Here is a 24387-nt window from a genome sequence, read left to right on the forward strand (position 1 = left end):
CATGAACAACGAAAATTTATTACAAAAAGCAACCGCACTTGCACAACATCGTGGTGAAGCGAGGGAAATCGCTGCTATTGATTTAGGTTCCAATAGCTTTCACATGATTATTGCGCGTATCATTAACGGTTCTATTCAAGTTTTATCTCGCCTAAAACAAAAAGTACAATTAGCCGAAGGGTTAGATGAAAATAATATTCTGAACCAAGCTGCAATTACGAGAGGCGTAAATTGCCTTGCGCTTTTTGCTGAGCGCCTGCAAGGTTTTGATCCCAAAAATGTGAATGTAGTTGGGACTTACACATTGCGAAGTGCGGTCAATAATGCAGAATTTTTGCAACAAGCAGCTGAAGTATTCCCTTATCCAATTAATATCATTAGCGGCGAAACAGAGGCAAAAACCATTTATTCTGGCGTTTCTCATACTCAGCCAGAAAATGGCAGAAAATTTGTCATTGATATTGGCGGTGGCTCAACAGAAATGATTATTGGCGATGATTTTATTCCGTTAATCGCTCATAGTCGTAGCATGGGCTGTGTCAGTTTTGCTAAACAATTCTTCCCAAATGGCAAAATATCCCGAGATAACTTCCTACTAGCCAAACAAACAGCAAAACAACGCATTGAAGATCTTGCTAAACCTTACCTTGATTTAAATTGGGATTGTGTTTTAGGTTCTTCAGGTACCATCAAAACAGTGCATCAAGTGATTAGTATTAATTATAATCAAAATGGCATTATTAACTTGGCACATCTAAATGAACTGACCAAGCAAGTTTTAAAAGCTAATCATTTCAATAAATTGCATATCAATGGACTTAATGAAGATCGAATTGATGTGTTTGTTCCGGGATTAGCGATTTTGACCGCACTTTTTGAAACTTTTGCCATTACAGAAATGCGCTATTCGGACGGCGCATTGCGTGAAGGGATTATTTATAGCTTGGACAAAGATTTCCAAGTCAAAGATATTCGTCAGCGCACCGCACTTGGCATTATGCAACAATTTAATATCGATCTTGCACAAGCAGAACGCACCTATCAAAGTGCCTTATTGCTCAGTGAGCAATATCATTGTTGGCAACAGACAGAGTTAAAAACGGAAATGCAAGATATTTTGTTATGGGCTGCAAGGCTGCATGATTAAGAAAAAATTTTACCTATAAAACAACATTATTGTTATTTTTTTGTTATGCTTAGAACGCTCTGAAATCACCAAGGGCGAATTCATTCCAATTAATCAATTCATATTTATACAGGAACAAGCCTATGTCAGCAAAGATCACTTATACACTCACTGATGAAGCGCCTATGTTAGCGACTTATTCATTTCTGCCAATTGTGCAAGCCTTTACTACTGTTGCAAATATTGATGTGGAAACCAAAGATATTTCGCTTGCGGGGCGAATTCTAGCCAATTTATCGGCTTATCTTAAAGAAGAGCAAAAAATCCCCGATTCCCTTGCGGAATTAGGGGAATTAGCGACTAAACCAGAAGCCAATATTATTAAATTACCTAATATTTCTGCCTCAATTCCTCAACTTAATGCAGCCATTAAAGAACTTCAACAACAAGGATTTGCTATTCCAGACTATCCAACCGAAGCTAAAACAGAAGAAGAAAAACAAATCAAAGCCGCTTATACCAAAGTATTAGGTTCAGCAGTAAATCCTGTATTGCGTGAAGGTAATTCAGATCGCCGCGCACCAAGAGCGGTAAAAAATTATGCACAGAAAAATCCGCACTCTATGGGCGTTTGGTCTGCACAGTCAAAAACGCAAGTTGTTAGTATGCAACAAGGGGATTTTTATGGCACGGAAAAATCTGTCACAGTAAAAAGTGCGGGTCAATTTCAAATAGAATTTGTGGCAAGCAATGGCGAAATAAAAATCTTAAAACCTTTTGCGCCATTGAAAGCGGGCGAAGTGATTGATGCCTCGGTGATGAGCTTACAAGCCTTAAAAGACTTGGTAGCACAAGCAAAAACGCAAGCCAAAACCGAAGGAACCTTATTTTCTACGCACCTCAAAGCAACCATGATGAAAGTGTCTGATCCGATCATTTTTGGTGCAATTGTGTCTGTCTATTTCGCAGATGTGTTTGCTCAATATAAAGATGTGTTTGCGCAACTTGGCATTAATGCAAACAACGGTTTAGGCGAACTTTATAACAAAATCGCTGGGCATGAGTTGGAAAACGAAATCAAAGCAGCAATTGAGCAAGCAATAGCACAAGGACCTGATATTGCTATGGTCAATTCCGATAAAGGTATTACCAATTTACACGTTCCTTCGGATGTGATTGTTGATGCGTCAATGCCTGCGATGATTCGTAGTTCTGGCAAAATGTGGAATAAAAAAGGCGAATTACAAGATACTTTAGCGCTCATTCCAGATCGTTGTTATGCCAGTGTTTATAGTGCGGTCATTGAAGATTGTAAACAGCATGGGGCTTTTAATCCGAGCACTATGGGATCTGTATCCAATGTGGGATTAATGGCACAAAAAGCCGAAGAATATGGCTCACATGACAAAACTTTCCAAGCAGAAGATCAAGGCACCATTCGTGTGGTCAACGAAAATGGCGAAGTATATTTAGCGCAAAAAGTAGAGAAAGGCGATATTTTCCGTATGTGCCAAACCAAAGATGCGCCAATCAAAGATTGGGTGAAACTCGCGGTTAATCGCTCCAAAATTAGCAATACGCCAGTGGTATTTTGGTTAGATGAAAATCGTGCTCATGATCGTGAAATTATCGAAAAAGTGCGGTCTTATTTGACAGAATTTGATACCACCAATTTAAATATTCAAATTTTATCGCCAATTGAGGCATGTAAATTCTCATTAGCTCGTATTCGTCAAGGTTTAGATACTATTTCCGCTACGGGAAATGTATTGCGTGATTACCTCACTGACTTATTCCCAATTTTAGAATTAGGCACTTCCGCCAAAATGCTTTCTATTGTGCCATTGATGAATGGTGGTGGCTTATTTGAAACGGGCGCAGGCGGTTCGGCACCAAAACATATTGAACAATTTATTGAAGAAGGCTATTTACGTTGGGACTCTTTAGGCGAGTTTTTAGCGCTGCAAGCCTCCTTAGAGCATCTTGCACAAACACAAAATAATGCCAAAGCACAAATTCTGGCTGAAACCTTAGATCAGGCAAATGCGCTCTTCTTGGATAACAATAAATCGCCAGGACGTAAATTGGGCACCATTGATAATAGAGGCTCACATTTTTATTTAGCTATGTATTGGGCAAAAGCCTTAGCGGAGCAAAGTAAAGATACGCAACTCAAAGAGAAATTTGCTCCAATTGCCCAAGCCTTACAAGAAAATGAGCAACAAATTAACCAAGAATTACTGGCAGCACAAGGTGCGCCACAACAAATTCAAGGTTATTATCATCCTGATTTTCAGGCGACCTCACAAGCTATGCGCCCTTCAATAACATTGAACAATATTTTAGCGCAAATTTAATCAAACCAAGGGCAAGTGAATGCTTGCCCTGTTTTTATTCTTATGTACAAAACAACATTTCCACGACAAAAGCAAAGAAACACTTATGCTAAAAAATCCACAGTGAAAAGTGCGGTGCCAAATCGCCCACAAAAATTGCAACTGAGCTTTGCACAAACCAAAGTGATTATATTCAACAAACCTTTTGATGTTCTGACCCAGTTCACTGATGAGCAAGGCAGAGCAACGTTGAAAGATTTCATCAACATACCGCACATTTACCCTGTTGGGCGTTTAGATCGAGATAGTGAAGGATTATTGTTGCTGACTAATAATGGCGAACTGCAACATCGGCTTACAGATCCCAAATTTAAAATGGAAAAAACCTATTGGGTACAAGTGGAAGGAATTCCTACTGAAACAGATCTAATGCAACTAAGAAAAGGTGTTGAACTAAAAGATGGCTTAACTAAGCCTGCAAAAGTGCGGTTAATTTCAGAGCCAATTATTTGGCAACGCAATCCGCCAATTCGTGAGCGCAAAACGATACCAACAAGTTGGCTTGAAATTAAAATTAGCGAAGGGCGTAATCGTCAAGTACGGCGCATGACAGCCCACATAGGCTTTCCTACCTTGCGTTTAATTCGTTACAAAACGGCTAATCTGACTTTGGATAATTTGGCCAACGGGGAATTTCGTGAACTGAGTTCGGAAGAGTTACAACATTTATATCAATTAACCAAGATGAGTATCTAACTATGCATAAACCTAATATTACAATGGCATGTGTCGTGCATTGCAAAGGCAAATTCTTGTTTGTAGAAGAATTTGAATACGGCAAAATGACACTTAATCAACCTGCCGGACATTTAGAACAAAATGAAACTATCTTACAAGGTGCACAACGAGAATTGTTTGAAGAAACGGGTATTCAAGCGGAAATGCAACATTTGCTGAAAATTTACCAATGGCACGCACCTCGCTCAAAAGTAGATTATTTACGCTTTGTCTTTGCCGTTGAATTAGACGATTGGGCTGAAATCAAACCTTCAGATCCAGATATTGCAGGTGGACGTTGGCTAAGTTTAGAGGAATTTCATCATTATATTCAGCAAGAAGGGCAAGCTGCTCGCAATCCTTTAGTATTACAAGCAGTGGAAGATTATTTATCAGGCAAAACTTATCCAATAGATATTCTTGAACAATTTCAATAAGTTAATAATGTGGTGGTGGCGTTTCTTCTGCTTGACTGGCAATATTAGAGGGCTGCATATCTTTTAACTTATTCGCCATATAACGTAATTGCAGTTGGATTTTATCTAAAGCAAATTGCTGTTCAACCAGTGCTTGATTTAATTCTTCTATGGTATTTTCTTGAAAAGCAATTTTCATTTCTAATTCTGCAATACGTTGTTCTAATTCGATAGTTTTCGGCATAAATTCTCTCTAATTTTAAAATAATGATTGTGAATTTGAACTAGACAATTTAATCTATTCAACATTTTGTTTAATCTTTCTATTTTTATTATAAAGGATCAATAAAAATGTTAAAAATTAAAAAACTTTCTGTAATGGCATTGCTGACAAGTGCGGTAGTTTCTCAGGCAGTTTTGGCTGATAAACAGTTTGATGACGAGGTTTCTTATACTTTCGGCTATCTTATGGGACAACAATTCAAAGGGATTCGTGAAGATCATAAAGATGTGGTGAATTATAACCAGGAGAAAGTGTTAGCTGGCATTAAAGATGTTCTAGCCAATAAAAGCACCTTAACCGATGAAAAAGCAAAAGAAACGTTGCAAAAATTAGCGGATAAAGTTCATAGCGCACAAACAGCTAAAACCAAAGCTGAAAATGAAAAATTTACTGCAGAATTTGCTAAAAAAACGAATGTGAAAAAAACTGAAAGTGGCTTGTTATATCGCATCGAAAAAACTGGAGAAGGTCAAAACATTCAAGCAACAGATTTAGTTAAAGTGCATTACACTGGTAAATTAACTAACGGCGAAGTTTTCGATAGTTCCGTACAACGTGGACAACCAGCAGAATTCAAATTAAATCAAGTTATTCCTAGTTGGACAGAAGGTTTACAGTTAGTTAAAAAAGGCGGAAAAATTGAGTTAGTTATTCCTGCTAATTTAGCTTATGGCGAAAACGGCGTAGGCTTAATTCCACCAAATGCAACCTTATATTTTGAAGTTGAAGTTCTCGATGTAACACCTGAAAAATAACATAAAATACCACCGCACTTTTGCCAAATTAACAGAAAAGTGCGGTAAAAAAATAAAGGAAATCAAGCATGTTATCAGATAAACGCCCTTTCACTAACGAAGATTACACGATCCTCAACTCTTATATTGCAGTCGTTGAGGGGGTAAGTGCGTTAATTGGCGAACACTGCGAAATTGTCTTACATTCCTTAGAAGACCTCGAACATTCTGCGATTTGTATTGCCAACGGACACAATACCAATCGCCAAGTAGGTTCGCCGATTACTGATTTTGCCTTAAAATCTTTGCACAATATGCAAACGGAGAGTGTATCTAAGCCTTATTTCACTCGCGCTAAAAGCAAAGGTTTAATGAAATCTGTGACCATTGCTATCCGCAACAGTCATCAACGTATCATCGGTTTACTGTGCATCAATATCAATTTAGATATTCCTGTATCACAATTTATTCAATCATTGATGCCTACACCTGCAGAAGAAGAAACTTCAGCGGTCAATTTTGCCAGCTCCGTAGAAGAACTTGTTGCACAAACCATTGAACAAACTATCGAAGAAATTACCACAGACAGATTGGTTGCAAATAACAACAAAAATCGTCAAATTGTCCTTTCCTTATATGAAAAAGGGATTTTTGATATTAAAGATGCGATCAATTTAGTGGCAGAGCGCTTAAATATTTCTCGTCATACTGTTTACCTTTACATTCGCCAACTCAAACAAGAACAAGGAATGGAATAATGCGTTATGTTTTGGCTGTAAAACAAGGGATTTATGGAACACAAGGCGCCTATTTAGCTTATCAATTTGCCCAAACTTTATTGGCTCAGGGTCATCAAATTGAACAAATCTTTTTTTTCCAGCAAGGCGTTACTTTAGGCAATGCCTTTGTTAATCCTGCCAATGATGAATTTCATTTACAAAAAGCTTGGCAACAATTGAGCCAACAATTCTCTATTCCTTTGCATCTTTGCATTGCAGCAGCGCAGCGACGTGGTGTTGTTGAACCATTAAGCTCCAACAACAAACAACAACATAATTTAGCAGAAGGCTTTATTTTGGCAGGATTGGGAGAATTCAATAAAGCGGTATTACAAGCAGATAGGTTGATAACGATATGATAAAACTCGCTTTTGTTTTTCGCCAAGCACCACATGGCACAAGCAGCAGCCGTGAAGGACTGGATGCTTTACTAGCAGCAACCGCATTTTGTAATGAAGATGAAATTGCAGTTTTCTTTCTTGAAGATGGCGTTCTAAACTTACTTACTCAGCAGCAACCTGCAATGATCTTGCAAAAAGATTTTATTCCAACCTTTAAATTATTGGATCTATATGACATTGAGCAACGCTATATTTGTCAGCAATCTTGTGAAAAATATCAATTAACCAATGAAGACTTGATTATTTCTGGCGAAAAAATTGACCGCACTTTATTGATGCAAAAACTCAATCAAGCAGAAAAAATTTTGACTTTTTAGGATCAGGACATGCTCTACACTTTTTCCCAATCGACCTATAACACAGAGGAATTAGCTGGCTATTTAAATCAAATCACTTCACAAGATGCCTTAGTTCTCTGGCAAGATGCGGTTTTATTACCCTTAAAACACCCTCAACTTTTTAACAATCTAAATGTACCTGTGATGCTATTACAGATAGATGTAGAAGCGAGAAATTTAACGGAGAAACTAGCCTCAACCCTTGCCAATTCACAGCTAATTTCTCTGCAAGAACTAGTCAATGTGACAACCCAATTTCATCCACAATTTGCTTTGTAACAAAAAACGCCATGTGATAAACATGGCGCTTTTGCTATCTCTTTTTCTATTGTTTATCTAAAAATCAAGATAAAACTTGTTAAAAAACTTATCTCATACAACACTTAAATATTCAAGTGCGGTTGATTTTAGAGAAGTTCTTACTTCGCAGCCTCTCTCGCTTTTGCCATCAACATTTCTTTTTCTTCTTCTGTTAAGGTTTGAGATTGTTCTTTTTCTAAACAAACTTTCTCATACATTTTGAAGAATGGATAATAGATAATGATATCAAGCACAATCAAGCTCACACTCAATACGGGCGCCCAAATATCTGCGGCAGATACAAGGTAAGCACCTATTGGAGCAGGTGTTGTCCAAGGGGCCATTAAGTAAATCCGGTGAATAAGATTAAAATCGAGGAGCAAATAAGCAATGATTGCATTTGCCATCGGTGCAAAAATAAGTGGAATAAAGAATAATGGATTAACCACTAATGGCACACCATACACAATCGGCTCACCGATTGAGAAGAATGAAGGAACCAAGCCAATTTTACCGATAGAGCGTAAATGTGCGGACTTACTTCTTACCAATAAAAATGCAAGCGCTATCACCCCACCAGATGCACCATGCACGATGTAGAAATCCCAGAAGGAGTTGGTAACGATATAAGGTAATGGCTCTCCTGCTTGGAATGCAGCTAAGTTAGCTGCCATATTTTGTAATAAGAATGGTGTCCATAATTGCATTAACACAAGGGAACCATTAATACCTAAGAACCACAATAAATGTGTGGCAAACACAAATAGACAAATCGCCCCTAAACTATCACTTACTTTAATTAAAGGCGCCATAAAATCCATAATCAATTGTGGAATAGTAACACCTGTTGAATGTTCAATATAAAGAGCGAAAGGATATAGTGTGAGTAATACCGCTAAAATTGGAATAACAATATTCAAGGATTCAGCTACTGCATGAGGTACTTCTTTTGGTAGGCGAATACGAATATTTAAGAATTCTAATAAACGTGTTAACTCTACGGTATAAATAGCAATAAAAATTGCGGAGAATAGACCAATACCACCGAAGAATTTAATATCCATTGCGCCATTATCAACCGGTGCTGCTACCAATAAAAATGACATCACAGATAAAAAGGCGGCTGGCAATGGTTCACGTTTGTAAGCCTTCGCTAAGTTATAGGCAATACTCGCTGAGGTAAGCAGGGATATAGCATTAAAGGACATTTGGAAGAAACGCCAGCCATAACCACTAGCCCAATGAGAAAAACTCCACCAAGCCTGACCAAAGGAATTTGTTGTGTTCTCATCAAAAGGCGGAATAAGCAAAATCATAATAAAACTACCCACAATTAAGAAAGGTAGTACAACGATAAATCCATCACGAATAGCCGAAATGTGCGGTTGGTTTTCCATGCGTCTTGCTACTGGTGCAACATGGGTATTCATGAAATCAATAAAACGAGCGGAAATAGACATAATTAAGCCTCCCCATTATGAATTTTAAAGCCTAAAACATACCAGTCTGGCTGATAATTTTTGATTACCAATTCACGACCTTTATTACTATTTTCTACGACAAAATCTACATTTGGATTGAGCGCACTTAATTCACCAAATAAAGAAAGAGGAATGCGATTTTCGCCTTCATGTAAACCATCAATAAATAGATATAAATCAGACCGCACTTTTGTATGGTAATAGGTCAAGTGATCCACTTTTTGTGTTGGGAATTTGCTGCAACGAGAACTGTAAATCCCTTCGCCATTCACACTTAACCATTTGCCTAATGCAATCAAGCGATCCACTTGTTCTTGCGGAATAGAACCATCTGCTTTTGGACCTATATTCAATAATAAGTTACCGTTATCAGCCACTGTTTCGACTAATAATGTAATCAGATCTTTGATAGAAATAAGATGGCTTTCATCTTCCACTTGGTTATAACCAAAAGATAGCCCCATGCCACGACACATTTCCCATTTTTTATCTCTTGAAGCGACACCGTGCTTATATTCTTTTGAGGTGAAGTCACACCATAGCTTATTCCAACGGTCGTCCACCACACCTTCAGTAACAGAGTTGTAATAATGGGCAAATAAATGTGGCAACATGTGTTCGCCTGCTTTTGGCCAACCAATATCATTCCAAAGTACATCTGGTTTATATTTATCAATAAGCTCAATAACTTGTTTATAAGCATAATCTGCATATTCATAAGTTGGACTTGGGCTAGAAAAGTTTTGGCTTTCGGTAAAAATTGGCGCTGGAGAGAACGTCCAATCAATAATACCCGAATAATAGGCACCCATTCTTAATCCTTTAGCACGAACTTGCTCTGTCAGCTCGCCCATTAAATCTCTTTTAGGCCCTTGATTTAAGCAATGGTAATCCGTGTGTTTACTAGGGAATAAACAAAATCCATCGTGATGTTTTGTTGTCAGCACAACATATTTTGCGCCAGCTTGGGCAAATAATTCAGCCCAAGTATCAGGTTGCCATTTTTCAGCTTTCCACTGTGGTAAAAATTGTTCATATTTAAAATCTTCACCGTAAGTTTTCACATGATGTTCATAAGTAGGGCCTGTTTTTACGTTGATAGAGTTGAAATACCATTCTGCATAAGGGTTATTGCAGAACCATTGTTCATCAATATCAATTTCACCCAATTGACAAGTAGGAGGGGCAAAAGCGGGAACAGAGTAAATCCCCCAATGAATAAATATGCCGAGTTTCGCATCTTCATACCACTGAGGAACTTCATGGGTTTTGATCGATTCCCAATCAGCGTAATAACGTTTTACTTTCATAAATCACTCCTTGATAATTAAATTTTTCTATAAAGTTAAAGTATTGTTAAACGCTATTTTTGTCGTTAAAACTGATCTCACCAAGCATTTTTATTTTTCTATAAAAAAATCGTGAAGAAGATCACAGGAATAAATTTTTTAGTAAAAAAAATAATGCCCGATTTTTCCATTAAAATAAAAAATCGGGCAATGTTGTTTATTTAGCTAATTGGTTTCAGAAACTAAAAAGCTGTTTTATATACTTCTAAGATTTCATCAGCAGTGCAATCACGCGGGTTACCACCAGTACAAACGTCATTTAATGCATCAACAGAAAGCGCTGGTAAATCTTCTTCTTTCACGCCAATCTCAGAAAGTTTTTCTGGAATGCCTACGTCTTTAGCAAGTTGCTTAACTGCATTAACCGCCGCATTTCTATATTCTTCCTGTGACATTTCATCAACATTTTTGACACCCATTGCTCTTGCAATTTCACGATATTTTTCACCTGTGTAATCTTTATTAAATTCCATTACATAAGGTAATAAAACCGCATTAGCAATACCATGTGGCGTATCGTAGTATGCTGATAAAGGATGAGCCATACTATGTACAACACCTAATCCAACATTAGAAAATCCCATTCCAGCCACATATTGTCCAAGAGCCATTTCTTCACGGCCTTTTGGATCATTTTCTACTGCTAAGCGTAAAGAACGTGAAATCAATTGGATCGCTTTCAAATGTAAGGCATCTGTTAATTCCCAAGCTGCTTTAGTGATATAGCCTTCAATTGCATGAGTTAATGCGTCCATACCTGTTGCAGCGGTTAAGCCTCTAGGCATACTAGACATCATATCGGGATCTACCACTGCCACTACTGGAATATCATGCACATCAACACAAACAAATTTACGTTTTTTCTCCTCGTCAGTAATAACGTAATTGATTGTTACTTCTGCTGCTGTTCCTGCTGTTGTTGCCACAGCGATGATAGGCACACATTTATTTCTTGTTGGAGCAACGCCTTCTAGCGATAACACATCACTAAACTCAGGGTTATTAATGATGATACCGATAGCTTTTGCACTATCAATTGGAGAACCACCACCAATTGCTACTAAACAATCAGCGCCAATTTCTTTGAATTTTGCGACACCTCGTTTAATAACATCTACACTTGGATTTGCTTTCACTTCATCAAAAAGTGCATAAGCAATGCCTGCATCGTCCAATAGTTTGGTGACTTTTTCTGCGACATGAAATTTCACAAGATCATGATCTGTCACTACTAAGACTTTTTTAAATCCTCTAGTTTGGATTTCTGGCACAATATGTTCAATTGCGCCTTTTCCATGATAACTAGTTTCATTAAGAATGATACGATTTGCCATAATATTGTCCTCTGTAAATTACAAATTATTCTTCAATCCGTAATCCATAAGATTTAAATTTCTCTAATACAACAGCCATTTCTTCTTGATTTAATAATGGAATTTCTAAACCTGTAGCTAAAAGTTTCATATACCATTGTGCTAATACTTCAACTTCATGCGCAAGCCATAATGCTTTATCAAGGTTTTGTTCAGCTGCAATTAAACCATGGTGTGCTAATAAGATCGCTTTACTTTCTTTAATACCCTCTTTTACGTACTCTGCTAGTTTATGAGTACCAAAAGTTGCATAAGGAATACAAGGAATGTGATCTGTGCCACCCACAGCAATCATGTAATGGAACGGAGGAATTGGTTTTTCTAAAATAGAGACTGCCGCACAGTTAATAGAGTGATTATGTACAACGGCATCAACATCTGAACGAGCTTGATAAACAGCTAAGTGGAAATGCCATTCACTAGAAGGTAATTTACCTTCTTCATGTTTACCATTGTTATCAACATAAACAATATTGTCTTCTGTTAGTAATTCATAAGGTGTGCCTGTTGGAGTAATTAACATACCGTCTTTATATCTCACACTGACATTACCTGCGGTTCCTTGGTTTAAACCAAGTCTTGTCATTTCTAAACAAGTATCGATAATTTTTCTTGAAAGTTGTTGTCTATTCATTTTCATTGTCCTTTTATTTCACAGGTGTAACACCTTTTTTAATAATAATATTGCCGTATTTTGCAGTTTCACCCGTAATAACGACTGCGTAAGCCTGTTTTGCTCTGTCATAAAAAGCAAAACGCTCAATTCTTTCTAAATTAGGCACATTTCCAACCGCACTTTTAATTGCGTCGAGATAACGTTGCTCTACGCTTGGATCCAAGCTATCCCCAGCGACTGCTTGCATCATAATTAATGGTGCATCAACATAAGCATCAAACTCGAATAAAGGGCTAATGCCTTTCAATAAAGTATCAACGCCTATACCATCGGCACGAATCACTTTATGGTGTAATTGATGCGCTGGGAAATGTGCATCAGATAGAACTAACTCATCTCCATGCCCCATTTCTGCTAGGGTTTTTAATAAATCTGGTGAAATTGCTGGATGAATTCCTTTTAACATATATCCCCCTGAAGTTTTTGATAAAAATTCACATTTTCTGAAGGCTCAACTCGCTGGAAGGCAGGTTTCATTTTTTGTTGTGCATCTTCGACATTAGCAAAAACGCCAGCACCAGTTAAGGTAAACATAGCCGCACCTAACACAGTACTTTCTGCCATATCAACAACATCGATAGGACAACCTAAAACATCTGCTCGAATTTGATTCCAAAGTTTATTTTTAGAGCCACCACCAACACAAATCAGACTTTCCGCATTAAACTGTCCAACTTTTTGCAATACATTCAAACCGGCTTTTAAGCGATAAGCCATATATTCCAAACCTGCACGATAAATTTCGCCACGTTTTGTATGCATTGATAGACCTTTGATTTCGCCCGTTTGATCTGTTGTGCCGTCAAAATTTCCCACCAGTTTTACCGCGTTAGCACCAGCAGGCACAGCCTCGCCTTCAGCAATCATGGTTTTATAATATTGGTCAGTATTCGCTACATCAGCAAAGAATTGTTTCCCTAACCATTCAATCACACCTGAACTAACCCATTGCACACCTGGATTAAAAGAGCCTGCAAGGCTATCAAATTCAATGGTTAAACCATCTTTAACATATTGCCATTGTGCTTGAGCTTGTTGTGTTCTTGCCATTAAAATTTCCCAAGTTCCTGAACTTAAAACAGGTTGGTTATATCCAGCGCCAGAGCCAAAAATGGCAAATTGAGTGTCATGTCCACAGGAAAGTACAGGAATATTTTTTGCTAAGCCAAAACGTTCTGCTAGCTCAGGTAATAAATCTCCTACTTTTTCACCCGCACTTTTCATTGGAGGAAAATGCTGTTCACTTAATCCGAGTAAATCTAAAACTTCTTTGTCCCAAGAGTCATTTTCAATATTTGTCATCATTGAGGTTCCAGCCATAGTACGATCTGTACTAAATTGCCCCGTCAAACGCTGACTTAATATAGAGGAGATAAAAACCCATTTATCCATCTTAGCGAAGACATCAGGTTTATTCTCTTTTAACCATAATAATTTAAATAATGTATTAAAACTGTATTGTCCAATGCCGTTACGTTGATAGAGTTTTTCCACATCCAAATATTGATGAAGTTTTTCCATCACAGGTAAAGTGCGTGGACATTTCCAAGAAATGATTGGAAAAATTTGTTTTCCACTTTTATCAAAAGGCGCGCCATCAACACCAAAAGTTGTTACTCCAATACCTTTAATTTCGGCGAGATCAATTTGTTGTTGGCGTAAATTTGCAATAGTTTTTTCTGCGCAAGAAGTGAGTTTTTGCCAAATTTCTTCGATATCCCAAATGTGATAATCAGTATTTTCAGGATCAGCTTGAGTGTTATTAGGAATATGATGTGATGCAACGATTTTACCTTCTTCATTCATTGCAATAGTGCGTAAATTTGTTGCCCCACAATCAAAAATCAATGCGATTGCCATAATAACTCCATAAAATCATGCATTTATTGCTTAAATAAGGGGGGAGTTTCATCCCCCCAATCTTTCCGAGGAAATTAACGATATAAAGGACCAAAGTTCGCACAAGCACGATAATCTTGACCTTCTTTATCTTGACCGAAGGCATTCCAAGCACTTGGGCGGAAGATATCTTTGTCTTCAACGTTGTGCATACATACTGGAATACGTAGCATTGAAGCAAGAGTGATTAAGTCCGCACCAACATGTCCATAAGTTGCAACACAGTGGTTTGCGCCCCAGTTTGCCATTACGGAATACACATCAGTAAATGCACCTGTACCTGTTAAGCGTGGCACAAACCAAGTTGTTGGCCATGTTTCATTTGTACGTTTATTTAAAATATCATGTACATTTTCTGGTAACTCGATAGACCAACCTTCAGCGATTTGTAACACAGGTCCAATACCTTTCACTAAGTTAATTCTGTGCATAGTAAATGGCATACCGCCTTTAGTTAGGAATTGAGATGATAAACCGCCCCCTCTGAAGTATTCGTGTACCGCTGGGCACCAGCGAGTATTTTCTAAGCAACGTTTGCCATCTTCTTCTGTAACTTCCCAAGCTGGTTTAATTACTGGTGCTCCATTTTGATCTGTATGTTGACCTGTACCGTCTAATGCCGCAGAACCTGAGTTAACTAAATGGATAAATCCACTTTCTGGACGCCAGCCTGTTACACGTTCAACTGAATCCTCACTCCAGTAAGTACGCACATCAGCAAAAATTTGTGCCTGACCAGTTAATAGGTTACCGAAGAGCATATTTACGCCATTTAATGAGTCATTTTCAGTCGCTAAAATGTAAGGAGGACGCACGCCATTCCAGTCATAAGTTGAGTTCAACATAGCTTCCATGAAGTCGCCATTTGGTAAATGATCTGTCCAATGACGTTGACCTTGGAAACCTGCACCAATCGCATTGTGACCCATTGATTCTTCTACATAACCAAGCTCTGCTAAACGTGGGTTACCTACCATTAGATCACGGCTAATAATAGTCATTTTTACAACATCTTCCCAAAGTTGCGCACGTTCTTCAGGACTACGTTGATTTTCTTCAGCGTTTACATCAATACCTTCTTTACAGTATTGTTTTACCCATTCCATTGCTAATTTAACTTCTTCTTCATCATAGATTTTGCGATCTAAACGACGTTTAATTTCAGTCATATCTACATATTCATTACGCATATCTAAGTATTCTTGGAAGAATGCTTGATTAACGATAGAACCAGCAATACCCATAGAAACAGAACCAATAGATAAGTATGATTTTCCACGTAACGTTGCTACTGCAAGACCAGCACGAGCAAAGCGTAATAGTTTTTCTTTAACATCTGCTGGAATAGTTGTATCTGATGATTCTTGAACTTCAGTACCATAAATAGAGAATGCTGGTAATCCCATTTGGCTGTGTCCTGCAAGAGCTGCTGCTAAATACACCGCACCTGGACGTTCTGTACCATTGAAACCCCAAATTGCTTTTGGCATATGAGGATCCATATCAATGGTTTCTGAACCATAGCACCAGCAAGGTGTTACTGTAATTACCACACCAACATTTTCACGTTTAAATTTCTCAGCACATGCTGCTGCTTCCGCTACACCACCAATTGTAGTATCTGCAATCACACATTCTACAAATTGACCATTTGTGTGACGTATTTCAGATTCAATTAATTGAGCAACAGATTTTGCCATATTCATGGTTTGATCTTCTAAAGATTCACGAACCCCCATACGACGACCATCAATAGTTGGGCGAATACCGATTTTTACTGGAGTTGATTTTAATTGTGTCATTTTCTTATTCCTTCTTGATGATTAAGGTTAGATTTATTGTTTCGCAAAAAACTTATAGAAAATAGTTTTTTGTGTAATTTGTGCGATTTTCGTGAGATAACTCACAAAAAAGCTTATTTTTTATTAAATTCTGAGCTCTTTTTCTGCCCGAATATTAATCTACAAGGCTAAATTCGGGCATTGAGCAATAACTCGGGCATTTGGTTATTTCAATACTTTCCAGCTTCTATAGCCATAGATAGCAATTGGAACAAAGCAGATTAATGGTAGAACGAAAGATACATTTACTGCTGGCATACCTAAAATTTCACCTTTATCAATGATGATACCTTGTAGAGGTGGCATTAATGCACCGCCCACAATTGCCATCACTAAACCAGCAGCACCAAGACTTGCTTCTTCTTTTAAACCATATAATGCAATACCGTAGATAGTTGGGAACATGAGTGACATAAAGCCAGAGGTTAGAATTAAGCAATATAAGCCTAATACACCATCGATAAAGATTACACCTAGAATACTTAGGAAACCGCCGATACCAAATAAACATAACATCAATTCAGCTTTCAAATATTTCATGATACTGGTGCTGATAAAACGGCTTGTCACGAAAATTGTCATTGCAATGATATTGAAGTTTTGTGCTTCAGCTTTGGTAAATCCTAAACGCTCAGCATATTGAATAATGAAGGTCCAGCACATAATTTGCACACCAACATAGAAGACTTGTGCAATCACACCTTCACGATATTTTTCATTTTTGATTAAGCGAGAGAATGCATCTTTGAAAGCAATTCGACCTTGTTCTTCCATTTTAGTAATAGGCATTTTGTATAGACCAATCACTAACATAATGATTAAAACAACACCACCAACAGCTAAGTATGGATTACGAATAATCTCTAAATCGTGAGTACGTACAACGGCTTTCTCAGCAGCTGATAAGGTATTAAAAATCAGGTTGCCTGCCGCATCACGTTTTTCTGATTCTAAGCTGGTTAATACAACTTGTGATGCCACAAACATACCTGTGATAGAGCCTAGAGGGTTAAAAGATTGCGCTAAATTCAAACGGCGAGTTGCGGTTTGTTGATCACCCATAGAAAGAATATATGGGTTAGCGGTAGTTTCTAAAAACGCTAGACCAAAAGTCAGAATGTAAAGTGAAAGCAAGAAGAAAGTAAATTCTTCATATAAAGCCGCTGGATAGAATAAGAATGCCCCCACGGCATAAAGTGCTAAACCTAGTAACACACCAGATTTATAGTTAAATCTGCTTACGAAAAGTGCGGCAGGAATTGCCATTGTTCCATAACCACCATAAAAGGCGAATTGAACAAGGGCAGCTTCTGATGCTGGAATTTCCATTACTGTTTGGAAAACGGCTACCATTGGATTGGTAATATCATTTGCAAATCCCCATAGGGCAAACAAACTAGTAATTAAGACAAAGGGAACAATAAATTGTTTTTCAAGAGTTTTAGCTGTCATCGGTTTCTCCTTATAACAAGAATAATTTCAAGGATTACATTCTCATAAAATCATGCTGCGCGCTTTCATCATTTTTTAAAAGAATGTTTGCAACCATTAAAAACGAAAGAAAAAAAAACAATAAGAAATTTGTGGATTTAGTTAAAATTCTGTGAAATTGATCACGAAAAAGACTTAAAAAGATCGAAATCAAATGCCCGAATTAGATCAATAATTTCATAACTCGGGCAAATAAGTAATATTCTCTAGACCAAGAAGACTTAAATAATGGTGATTAAAACATCAGATTTTTGACAATATGATGCTAAGGTAGGATTTGGTGTTTGATCAGTAAATAAAATATCTATTTGTGATAAATCTGTTAAACGAATTAGATTTCTACGCTCAAACTTAGAGCTATCTAACAATAGAAATTTCTTGTCACAAGCATCCATTAACTTACGCTTAATTGAGGCATTAAGTTCATTTGACTCCCAAACACCACCACTGCTATCAATTCCTGTACAAGAAAAAATACCTATATCAATATGTAAGCGTTGCAATAACTGTTCAGATAGAGGTCCATAAAATGCATCATACTTGACGGAATAAACGCCTCCCGTTGCAATGGTTTTAATGTTGGGTTTATTCACAAGTGCGGTAATATTGTGCATAGAATTAGTCACGACTGTGCAAGGAATATCTGGGATCATTTGTGCAAAATGCCAGCTCGTTGAGCTAGCATCTAAACCAATCACGGCGCCTTCAAAAACATATTCAATCGCAGAGGCTGCAATCAAATGTTTTTTATCTCCATTAAAACGTTGACGACTTTGGAAAGAGCTACCTATATCCTTCGCCTTATGGCTAACAGCACCACCATGTACACGATGAATTAAGCCTTTTTTACCAAGTGCGGTTAAATCTCGGCGAATTGTTTCTACTGAAACTCCAAATTGCAGGGCAAGCTCATTTACATTCACTTTCCCAGATGAATTCACTAATTGTAAAATCAGCGCTTCTCTTGATGACATTTCCTCTCTCCAAACAGTCAAACCAGTCACAACAGATTACATGCTAATCAATAATAAAATCAACTGATACACTGCATAATTTTAAACCCAACCTTTTTCTCTAAATAATTTTAGAATTGTAATGAAATGTTGCATCTCCTCTGGAGTGCCCAGAGTTAGCCTATTCCAACTTTCAATTGGCGGAAAGGCTCTTCCCACATAAACATCATATTCTTTCATTCTTTGCTGGTAAGTTTTTACATCACCTTTGATTTGATGAAATATAAAATTCCCATTTGATTGCACAAATTTCAGACCGAGTTCAGTAAGTGCCTTTTGTACAATTTGACGAGAAGCTTCTATGCTCGCAAGACTAAGTTGTGCAAATTTCGGATCATTTAATGAGGCGATTGCCGCCACTGCTCCAGCAAGATTTGTGTTATCAAATGACATATAGCTTTCCGCCAGTTTCACGATTTCTGGCACACCAAGTAAATAACCGATCCGATAACCAGCCAACCCATATAATTTTGAAAATGTACGTACAACCGCAACATTTGTTTGCCCTTGTTTAATTAATTCAACGCCACTTTTAAACTGTGGATTTTGTACAAATTCAGCATAAGCCTCATCTAAGATAAAAAAGTGATTTTTAGGGGCATTTTTGATCCAACTAAATAAATCTGTTGCAGGTGTAATCATCGCTGTTGGATTATTTGGGTTGCATAGATAAAAAATGGTATTCCCTTTAAAACTTTCAGCTGCTTGCTTTAATTTATCAATATCAAAAGCAAAATCATCCATCACAGGAACTTTTACCACAGACACACCAATGGACTCGGCATAAATCTCCGCATAATTGAAAGTAGGATCTGGCACAACTACTTGAATTGGTACCGCACTTTTTTGAGCTTGAGCAACTAATGCTTGAATAATGGCTTGGATATTTTCCGAAGAACCATTACCCAATGAAACTTGTTCCTTATTTAAGCTGAAACTTTTAGCAATTAAGCTAATCAGTTCCTCACGCTGATCATCTGGATAACGAAAGCCAATATCTAAACGATCTATAATCGCTTGTTTTGCCTTAGGCGACATACCAAGAGAGTTTTCATTGAAATTTAATTTGAGTGGCGTTGAAAGTACATTATTCTTTATTCCTGTCGCCTCAATCTTATTGGCAAAGGAAAAAAGTGCGGTACTAATTACTGCTCCACCGGCTAATTGAAAAAGTTGTCTGCGTTGCATATTGTTCTCCTTAACTGCACAAATAAATGAATTTTTATTCATTAAAAATGAATTTAAATTCAATTTAACAGAAAAGGATTTATTTGCAAATAAATTTTTATTTATTTTTCCATAATGCGAAGTCTGAGCAAATTCAAATTACTACTGAGTACACGCATTCCCTTGCAAAATTGAATATGAATTTATGGCTGCTTACAAAGCATTTAAGGTAAATTTGAACACTAGGATAAATAAATCCACTAATTTTGTTGATATACTGTTAAATATTTTTTAATAAACAAATCAATTAAATGAAGTCAATATCAGTGATTTGATTTAAATCATAAAAACTATTTAATTTTCCCTCATAAACCATTTATTTTTCAATTTTGAGATCAAGATAACATTTTTTATTTTTCATCTTCACTATAATACCTACCACTAAATGATTAACTTTTAAATTTAACTTTTAATAGAGGTGTTTTATGACTGATTTAAATAAAGTAATTGCTGAATTAGGTGAACTAGGTATCTATGACGTCAAAGAGATTGTTCATAATCCTAGCTATGAACTTCTTTTTGAAGAAGAAACTAAACCTGGTTTAGAAGGCTTTGAAAAAGGTGTTGTTACAACTTCAGGTGCAGTTGCAGTAGATACTGGTATTTTCACAGGTCGCTCACCAAAAGATAAATACATTGTTTTAGATGAAAAAACCAAAGACACTGTATGGTGGACAAGCGATGCTGCGAAAAATGACAATAAACCAATGAACCAAGCAACTTGGCAAAGCTTAAAAGAGTTAGTAACTAAACAACTTTCTGGTAAACGTTTATTTGTTGTTGATGCATTTTGTGGTGCAAACCCTGATACACGTTTAGCGGTTCGTATTGTGACTGAAGTAGCATGGCAAGCACATTTCGTGAAAAACATGTTTATTCGTCCATCAGATGAAGAATTAAAAAACTTCAAACCAGATTTCACAGTAATGAATGGTTCTAAAGTAACTAATCCAAACTGGAAAGAACAAGGATTAAACTCAGAAAACTTCGTTGCCTTTAACATCACTGAAGGTGTTCAATTAATCGGTGGTACTTGGTACGGTGGTGAGATGAAAAAAGGTATGTTCTCAATGATGAACTACTTCTTACCATTAAGAGGCATCGCATCAATGCACTGCTCTGCAAACGTAGGTAAAGAGGGTGATGTAGCTGTATTCTTCGGTTTATCAGGTACAGGTAAAACAACACTTTCAACTGATCCAAAACGTCAATTAATTGGTGATGACGAGCACGGTTGGGATGATGATGGTGTATTCAACTACGAAGGTGGTTGCTATGCGAAAACTATCAAACTTTCTGCAGAAAGTGAGCCAGATATTTATCGTGCAATTAAACGTGATGCATTGTTAGAAAACGTTGTTGTTCGTGCTGATGGTTCTGTTGACTATGATGATGGTTCAAAAACAGAAAATACTCGTGTATCTTATCCTATTTACCACATTGACAACATTGTTAAACCAGTATCAAAAGCGGGACATGCAACAAAAGTTATCTTCTTAACAGCAGATGCATTTGGCGTATTACCTCCAGTTTCAAAATTAACACCAGAACAAACTAAATACTACTTCTTATCTGGTTTCACTGCGAAATTAGCTGGTACTGAGCGTGGTATTACTGAACCAACTCCAACATTCTCAGCATGTTTTGGTGCAGCATTCTTAAGCTTACACCCAACTCAATACGCTGAAGTATTAGTAAAACGTATGGAAGCAGCAGGTGCTGAAGCATACTTAGTCAATACAGGTTGGAACGGTACTGGTAAACGTATTTCAATCAAAGATACTCGTGGTATTATCGATGCAATCTTAGATGGTTCAATTGAAAATGCAGAAATGGGTTCATTACCAATCTTCGATTTAGCAATTCCAAAAGCATTACCAGGTGTTGATCCTGCAATCTTAGATCCTCGTGATACTTATGCAGACAAAGCACAATGGCAAGCAAAAGCGGAAGATCTTGCAGGTCGTTTCGTGAAAAACTTTGAAAAATATGCAACAAACGAAGAAGGAAAAGCGTTAATCGCAGCAGGTCCTAAAGCATAATCAAAAAGTATTTATTGACGATAAAGAGCGGTTTAATTCCGCTCTTTTTTTTGGCTAATATAATGATTTTACGATTAGGGCATAAAGGAGTACAATTCAGCACGAAAATTTGACTAGGATTTTATTATGTTAGACATCGTTTTATATGAACCAGAAATCCCACAAAATACGGGAAATATTATTCGCTTATGTGCCAATACAGGCTTTCGGTTGCATTTGATTGAACCATTGGGATTTACTTGGGATGATAAAAAATTACGCCGCTCAGGCTTGGATTACCATGAGTTTGCGGAAATAAAAAAACATAAAACTTTTGATGATTTTCTCAAAACAGAACAGCCAAAACGCCTTTTTGCACTGACGACGAAAGGCACACCAGCCCATAGCCAAGTTCAATTTGAATTAGGCGATTATCTGATGTTTGGTCCCGAAACGCGAGGGATTCCAATGTCAATTTTAGATACATTACCTGCAGCACAAAAAATTCGAATTCCCATGACAGAAAACAGTCGTAGCATGAATTTATCTAATTCTGTTGCTGTTACCGTATATGAAGCATGGCGACAATTAAATTATACTGGCGCAATTAACTTACAAGCCAACCCCTAAATAAATATAAAAGGAGAAAAACATGACTGAATTTGCAGAATTCCAAACAGAAACGAGAGAAATTATTACGGATTTACTCAATGATGGTAGCGATCCTGATGCGTTGTATATTATTGAACATCATGTTGCCCATTATGATTTTGATAAGTTAGAAAAAATCGCAGTTGATGCATTCAAAGCAGGCTACGAAGTTTCCGAAGCAGAAGAGTTTGAAGATGAAAATGGCAAAGCAATTTTCTGTTTTGACATTATCAGTGAAGTGAATTTAAAAGCTGAAACTATTGATGCACAACAAAAAGAACTCTTACCACTTATCAACAAATTTGGCGGTATTTATGATGGTTGGGGCACTTACTTTGAAGATCCAAATGCAACAGAAGATGAATATGGCGAAGACGGAGAATTCTTCGATGATGAAGAGCTAGATGAAGAATAATAAAAAATTGGTGTAATTCATACCGCACTTTAAGGAACTCTTTTCACAAGAATATGCCTAATGAGCGACTTTTTTATCAATACTTAAGGATAACCATGAAACTAAAACACCTAACTTTAGCATTATGCGCATTACCTTTAAGCGCAATGAGTACGGATACAACGAATATTATTAGCTTTTCCACAGAGATTACGCAAGAAGTGCAACGTGATGTCTTACAGATCATGCTCTTTACACAAATGGAACATGAAAATTTAGCTACGCTAAATAAAACAATTAATGAAAAAATTAATCAAGCATTAAAAATTGTAAATAAACAAAGTGCGGTTAATATTCTAGAAAATTCACGCAATACCCATGTTCGTTATAGTTCTAGTGGTAAAAATAATGGCAAACAAAACGGTTGGATAAGTCGTGCTCAATTAGTTTTAGAAAGCCAAGATACAGAGGCTTTGTCTAAAATTTTAAGTGAATTAGGCGGTATCTTAGCCATTGATAATGTGTCTTCTAATTTATCAAATGCAAAATTACAGACATTAGAAGATGAAATGTTGAAAGGTGCATTGAAAAAATTTGAGCATAAAGCACAATTAATTCAAACAGGCTTGCAAGCAAAAGGTTATAAAATTGTAGATCTCAATGTACAATCTATTTCAGGCCAGTATCAGCCTCAACCAAGAATGTATGCTGCTAGCTATGCAAAAGAGATGAATGACTCAGATTACACACAATTAGAAACCGGAAAAACTAATGTGAAAACCAGAATTGATGCAAGAATTGAGCTCATCAAGGATTAATGACAATAACCAATATTTCGGCTAAAATGACCGCACTTTTACATCATGAAAGGAACAAAAATGAAAGTAGAAAAAAACGTTGTGGTAAGTATCGCTTACCAAGTTCGTACTGAAGATGGCGTATTAGTTGATGAGGCACCAGTAAATCAACCTTTAGAATACCTACAAGGACATAATAATCTTGTTATCGGTTTAGAAAATGCACTAGAAGGCAAATCTGTTGGCGATAAATTTGAAGTTCGTGTAAAACCAGAAGAAGGCTACGGCGAATATAATGAAAATATGGTACAACGCGTGCCAAAAGATGTTTTTATGGGCGTTGATGAACTTGTTGTTGGTATGCGTTTTATCGCTGATACAGATATTGGTCCATTACCTGTTGTGATCACTGAAGTGGGTGAAAATGATGTTGTTGTTGATGGAAACCATATGCTTGCAGGTCAAGAATTACTCTTTACTGTAGAAGTTGTTGCGACTCGTGAAGCGACTTTAGAAGAAATTGCTCATGGACATATCCACCAAGAAGGCGGCTGTTGCTCTCATGACAGCGATGAAGAAGGTCATGGTTGCGGCTGTGGGCACCATCACCACCATCATCATGAAGAACATGAGCATGATGGTTGCTGTGGAAACCATGGCTGTGGCGACCCCATCCCAAATTCT

Annotated in this window: 24 protein-coding genes and 1 pseudogene; 14 read left to right on the top strand and 11 right to left on the bottom strand. The window is 37.1% G+C overall.

Annotated features, from left to right (window positions below; genetic code table 11):
- Position 1: 1 nt before the first annotated feature.
- The 4 genes and pseudogenes from ppx to B0186_RS10205 form a co-directional block, all read left to right on the top strand.
- A pseudogene (gene ppx, locus B0186_RS10190) lies at positions 2 to 1144 on the top strand (exopolyphosphatase); the annotation flags it as partial.
- Between the two features lie 125 nt (positions 1145 to 1269).
- Positions 1270 to 3483 carry an NADP-dependent isocitrate dehydrogenase gene (locus tag B0186_RS10195; RefSeq protein WP_078219268.1) on the top strand — a complete coding sequence of 738 codons (2214 nt, stop codon included), beginning with the start codon at positions 1270 to 1272 and terminating at the stop codon, positions 3481 to 3483.
- A 42-nt stretch (positions 3484 to 3525) separates the two neighbouring features.
- Positions 3526 to 4218, top strand: a complete 693-nt coding sequence (locus tag B0186_RS10200) for an rRNA large subunit pseudouridine synthase E (protein ID WP_078219269.1) — start codon at positions 3526 to 3528, stop codon at positions 4216 to 4218.
- A 2-nt stretch (positions 4219 to 4220) separates the two neighbouring features.
- Positions 4221 to 4676 (top strand): NUDIX hydrolase, encoded by a 456-nt coding sequence (locus B0186_RS10205; RefSeq protein WP_078219270.1) that lies wholly within the window; start codon positions 4221 to 4223, stop codon positions 4674 to 4676.
- A 1-nt stretch (position 4677) separates the two neighbouring features.
- Here B0186_RS10205 and B0186_RS10210 read toward each other — a convergent pair whose 3' ends face one another.
- Complete coding sequence (locus B0186_RS10210; RefSeq protein WP_078219271.1) at positions 4678 to 4899, bottom strand: SlyX family protein; 222 nt, start codon at positions 4897 to 4899, stop codon at positions 4678 to 4680.
- A 107-nt stretch (positions 4900 to 5006) separates the two neighbouring features.
- On the opposite strand from B0186_RS10210, the gene B0186_RS10215 reads away from it, so the two are divergent.
- The 5 genes from B0186_RS10215 to B0186_RS10235 all read left to right on the top strand — a co-directional run bounded on the left by B0186_RS10215 (position 5007) and on the right by B0186_RS10235 (position 7469).
- Complete coding sequence (locus tag B0186_RS10215; RefSeq protein WP_078219272.1) at positions 5007 to 5693, top strand: FKBP-type peptidyl-prolyl cis-trans isomerase; 687 nt, start codon at positions 5007 to 5009, stop codon at positions 5691 to 5693.
- Positions 5694 to 5761: 68 nt separating this feature from the next.
- Positions 5762 to 6430 carry a helix-turn-helix transcriptional regulator gene (locus tag B0186_RS10220; RefSeq protein ID WP_078219273.1) on the top strand — a complete coding sequence of 223 codons (669 nt, stop codon included), beginning with the start codon at positions 5762 to 5764 and terminating at the stop codon, positions 6428 to 6430.
- Positions 6430 to 6810 carry a sulfurtransferase complex subunit TusD gene (gene tusD, locus B0186_RS10225; RefSeq protein WP_078219274.1) on the top strand — a complete coding sequence of 127 codons (381 nt, stop codon included), beginning with the start codon at positions 6430 to 6432 and terminating at the stop codon, positions 6808 to 6810. The genes B0186_RS10220 and tusD overlap by 1 nt, the downstream gene beginning before the upstream one ends.
- Positions 6810 to 7169, top strand: coding sequence for a sulfurtransferase complex subunit TusC (gene tusC, locus B0186_RS10230; RefSeq protein ID WP_172459662.1), 360 nt, complete (start codon positions 6810 to 6812; stop codon positions 7167 to 7169). Before tusD ends, tusC begins: the two co-directional genes overlap by 1 nt.
- Positions 7170 to 7178: 9 nt before the next feature.
- The gene (locus B0186_RS10235) at positions 7179 to 7469 is read left to right on the top strand and encodes a DsrH/TusB family sulfur relay protein (protein ID WP_078219276.1); all 291 of its coding nucleotides are present in this window, start codon (positions 7179 to 7181) and stop codon (positions 7467 to 7469) included.
- Between the two features lie 140 nt (positions 7470 to 7609).
- Here B0186_RS10235 and B0186_RS10240 read toward each other — a convergent pair whose 3' ends face one another.
- The 10 genes from B0186_RS10240 to B0186_RS10285 form a co-directional block, all read right to left on the bottom strand.
- Positions 7610 to 8950 carry a PTS sugar transporter subunit IIC gene (locus B0186_RS10240; RefSeq protein ID WP_078219277.1) on the bottom strand — a complete coding sequence of 447 codons (1341 nt, stop codon included), beginning with the start codon at positions 8948 to 8950 and terminating at the stop codon, positions 7610 to 7612.
- A gap of 2 nt (positions 8951 to 8952) precedes the next feature.
- Positions 8953 to 10281, bottom strand: coding sequence for an alpha-L-fucosidase (locus tag B0186_RS10245; protein WP_078219278.1), 1329 nt, complete (start codon positions 10279 to 10281; stop codon positions 8953 to 8955).
- Positions 10282 to 10502: 221 nt separating this feature from the next.
- Positions 10503 to 11654 carry a lactaldehyde reductase gene (fucO, locus tag B0186_RS10250; protein ID WP_078219279.1) on the bottom strand — a complete coding sequence of 384 codons (1152 nt, stop codon included), beginning with the start codon at positions 11652 to 11654 and terminating at the stop codon, positions 10503 to 10505.
- Positions 11655 to 11679: 25 nt separating this feature from the next.
- The gene (fucA, locus tag B0186_RS10255) at positions 11680 to 12327 is read right to left on the bottom strand and encodes an L-fuculose-phosphate aldolase (RefSeq protein ID WP_078219280.1); all 648 of its coding nucleotides are present in this window, start codon (positions 12325 to 12327) and stop codon (positions 11680 to 11682) included.
- Between the two features lie 13 nt (positions 12328 to 12340).
- A complete protein-coding gene (gene fucU, locus B0186_RS10260) occupies positions 12341 to 12775 on the bottom strand; it encodes an L-fucose mutarotase (protein ID WP_078219281.1) in 435 nt (144 codons plus the stop codon).
- Complete coding sequence (fucK, locus tag B0186_RS10265) at positions 12769 to 14229, bottom strand: L-fuculokinase (RefSeq protein WP_078219282.1); 1461 nt, start codon at positions 14227 to 14229, stop codon at positions 12769 to 12771. The genes fucU and fucK overlap by 7 nt, the downstream gene beginning before the upstream one ends.
- 74 nt (positions 14230 to 14303) lie before the next feature.
- On the bottom strand, positions 14304 to 16070 hold the full coding sequence (gene fucI / locus B0186_RS10270; RefSeq protein WP_078219283.1) for an L-fucose isomerase: 1767 nt from the start codon (positions 16068 to 16070) through the stop codon (positions 14304 to 14306).
- 204 nt (positions 16071 to 16274) lie between these two features.
- Positions 16275 to 17561, bottom strand: coding sequence for an L-fucose:H+ symporter permease (fucP, locus tag B0186_RS10275; protein ID WP_078219284.1), 1287 nt, complete (start codon positions 17559 to 17561; stop codon positions 16275 to 16277).
- A 260-nt stretch (positions 17562 to 17821) separates the two neighbouring features.
- Entirely contained in the window at positions 17822 to 18574 is a 753-nt protein-coding gene (locus B0186_RS10280) for a DeoR/GlpR family DNA-binding transcription regulator (protein WP_078219285.1), read from the bottom strand.
- A gap of 81 nt (positions 18575 to 18655) precedes the next feature.
- Positions 18656 to 19801, bottom strand: coding sequence for a pyridoxal phosphate-dependent aminotransferase (locus tag B0186_RS10285; protein WP_078219286.1), 1146 nt, complete (start codon positions 19799 to 19801; stop codon positions 18656 to 18658).
- A gap of 464 nt (positions 19802 to 20265) precedes the next feature.
- On the opposite strand from B0186_RS10285, the gene pckA reads away from it, so the two are divergent.
- From pckA to slyD, 5 genes are all read left to right on the top strand, one after another.
- Positions 20266 to 21882, top strand: a complete 1617-nt coding sequence (gene pckA / locus B0186_RS10290) for a phosphoenolpyruvate carboxykinase (ATP) (protein WP_078219287.1) — start codon at positions 20266 to 20268, stop codon at positions 21880 to 21882.
- 126 nt (positions 21883 to 22008) lie between these two features.
- The gene (gene trmL, locus B0186_RS10295; protein WP_078219288.1) at positions 22009 to 22491 is read left to right on the top strand and encodes a tRNA (uridine(34)/cytosine(34)/5-carboxymethylaminomethyluridine(34)-2'-O)-methyltransferase TrmL; all 483 of its coding nucleotides are present in this window, start codon (positions 22009 to 22011) and stop codon (positions 22489 to 22491) included.
- 22 nt (positions 22492 to 22513) lie between these two features.
- Positions 22514 to 22927, top strand: coding sequence for a ribonuclease E inhibitor RraB (rraB, locus tag B0186_RS10300; RefSeq protein ID WP_078219289.1), 414 nt, complete (start codon positions 22514 to 22516; stop codon positions 22925 to 22927).
- 95 nt (positions 22928 to 23022) lie between these two features.
- Positions 23023 to 23724, top strand: coding sequence for an SIMPL domain-containing protein (locus tag B0186_RS10305; protein WP_078219290.1), 702 nt, complete (start codon positions 23023 to 23025; stop codon positions 23722 to 23724).
- Positions 23725 to 23784: 60 nt separating this feature from the next.
- Positions 23785 to 24387, top strand: a 603-nt coding sequence (gene slyD / locus B0186_RS10310; RefSeq protein WP_078219291.1) for a peptidylprolyl isomerase, incomplete at its 3' end; no start/stop codon positions are given.

This window comes from Canicola haemoglobinophilus (assembly GCF_002015075.1).
In the GTDB taxonomy this organism is placed as follows: domain Bacteria; phylum Pseudomonadota; class Gammaproteobacteria; order Enterobacterales; family Pasteurellaceae; genus Canicola; species Canicola haemoglobinophilus.

Bases quoted from the DNA above. Each gene is read 5' to 3' on its own strand.
- B0186_RS10195 (WP_078219268.1), top strand. From the start codon at position 1,270: ATGTCAGCAAAGATCACTTATACACTCACTGATGAAGCGCCTATGTTA.
- B0186_RS10200 (WP_078219269.1), top strand. From the start codon at position 3,526: ATGTACAAAACAACATTTCCACGACAAAAGCAAAGAAACACTTATGCT.
- B0186_RS10205 (WP_078219270.1), top strand. From the start codon at position 4,221: ATGCATAAACCTAATATTACAATGGCATGTGTCGTGCATTGCAAAGGC.
- B0186_RS10210 (WP_078219271.1), bottom strand. From the start codon at position 4,899: ATGCCGAAAACTATCGAATTAGAACAACGTATTGCAGAATTAGAAATG.
- B0186_RS10215 (WP_078219272.1), top strand. From the start codon at position 5,007: ATGTTAAAAATTAAAAAACTTTCTGTAATGGCATTGCTGACAAGTGCG.
- B0186_RS10220 (WP_078219273.1), top strand. From the start codon at position 5,762: ATGTTATCAGATAAACGCCCTTTCACTAACGAAGATTACACGATCCTC.
- tusD (WP_078219274.1), top strand. From the start codon at position 6,430: ATGCGTTATGTTTTGGCTGTAAAACAAGGGATTTATGGAACACAAGGC.
- B0186_RS10235 (WP_078219276.1), top strand. From the start codon at position 7,179: ATGCTCTACACTTTTTCCCAATCGACCTATAACACAGAGGAATTAGCT.
- B0186_RS10240 (WP_078219277.1), bottom strand. From the start codon at position 8,950: ATGTCTATTTCCGCTCGTTTTATTGATTTCATGAATACCCATGTTGCA.
- B0186_RS10245 (WP_078219278.1), bottom strand. From the start codon at position 10,281: ATGAAAGTAAAACGTTATTACGCTGATTGGGAATCGATCAAAACCCAT.
- fucO (WP_078219279.1), bottom strand. From the start codon at position 11,654: ATGGCAAATCGTATCATTCTTAATGAAACTAGTTATCATGGAAAAGGC.
- fucA (WP_078219280.1), bottom strand. From the start codon at position 12,327: ATGAATAGACAACAACTTTCAAGAAAAATTATCGATACTTGTTTAGAA.
- fucU (WP_078219281.1), bottom strand. From the start codon at position 12,775: ATGTTAAAAGGAATTCATCCAGCAATTTCACCAGATTTATTAAAAACC.
- fucK (WP_078219282.1), bottom strand. From the start codon at position 14,229: ATGGCAATCGCATTGATTTTTGATTGTGGGGCAACAAATTTACGCACT.
- fucI (WP_078219283.1), bottom strand. From the start codon at position 16,070: ATGACACAATTAAAATCAACTCCAGTAAAAATCGGTATTCGCCCAACT.
- fucP (WP_078219284.1), bottom strand. From the start codon at position 17,561: ATGACAGCTAAAACTCTTGAAAAACAATTTATTGTTCCCTTTGTCTTA.
- B0186_RS10280 (WP_078219285.1), bottom strand. From the start codon at position 18,574: ATGTCATCAAGAGAAGCGCTGATTTTACAATTAGTGAATTCATCTGGG.
- B0186_RS10285 (WP_078219286.1), bottom strand. From the start codon at position 19,801: ATGCAACGCAGACAACTTTTTCAATTAGCCGGTGGAGCAGTAATTAGT.
- pckA (WP_078219287.1), top strand. From the start codon at position 20,266: ATGACTGATTTAAATAAAGTAATTGCTGAATTAGGTGAACTAGGTATC.
- trmL (WP_078219288.1), top strand. From the start codon at position 22,009: ATGTTAGACATCGTTTTATATGAACCAGAAATCCCACAAAATACGGGA.
- rraB (WP_078219289.1), top strand. From the start codon at position 22,514: ATGACTGAATTTGCAGAATTCCAAACAGAAACGAGAGAAATTATTACG.
- B0186_RS10305 (WP_078219290.1), top strand. From the start codon at position 23,023: ATGAAACTAAAACACCTAACTTTAGCATTATGCGCATTACCTTTAAGC.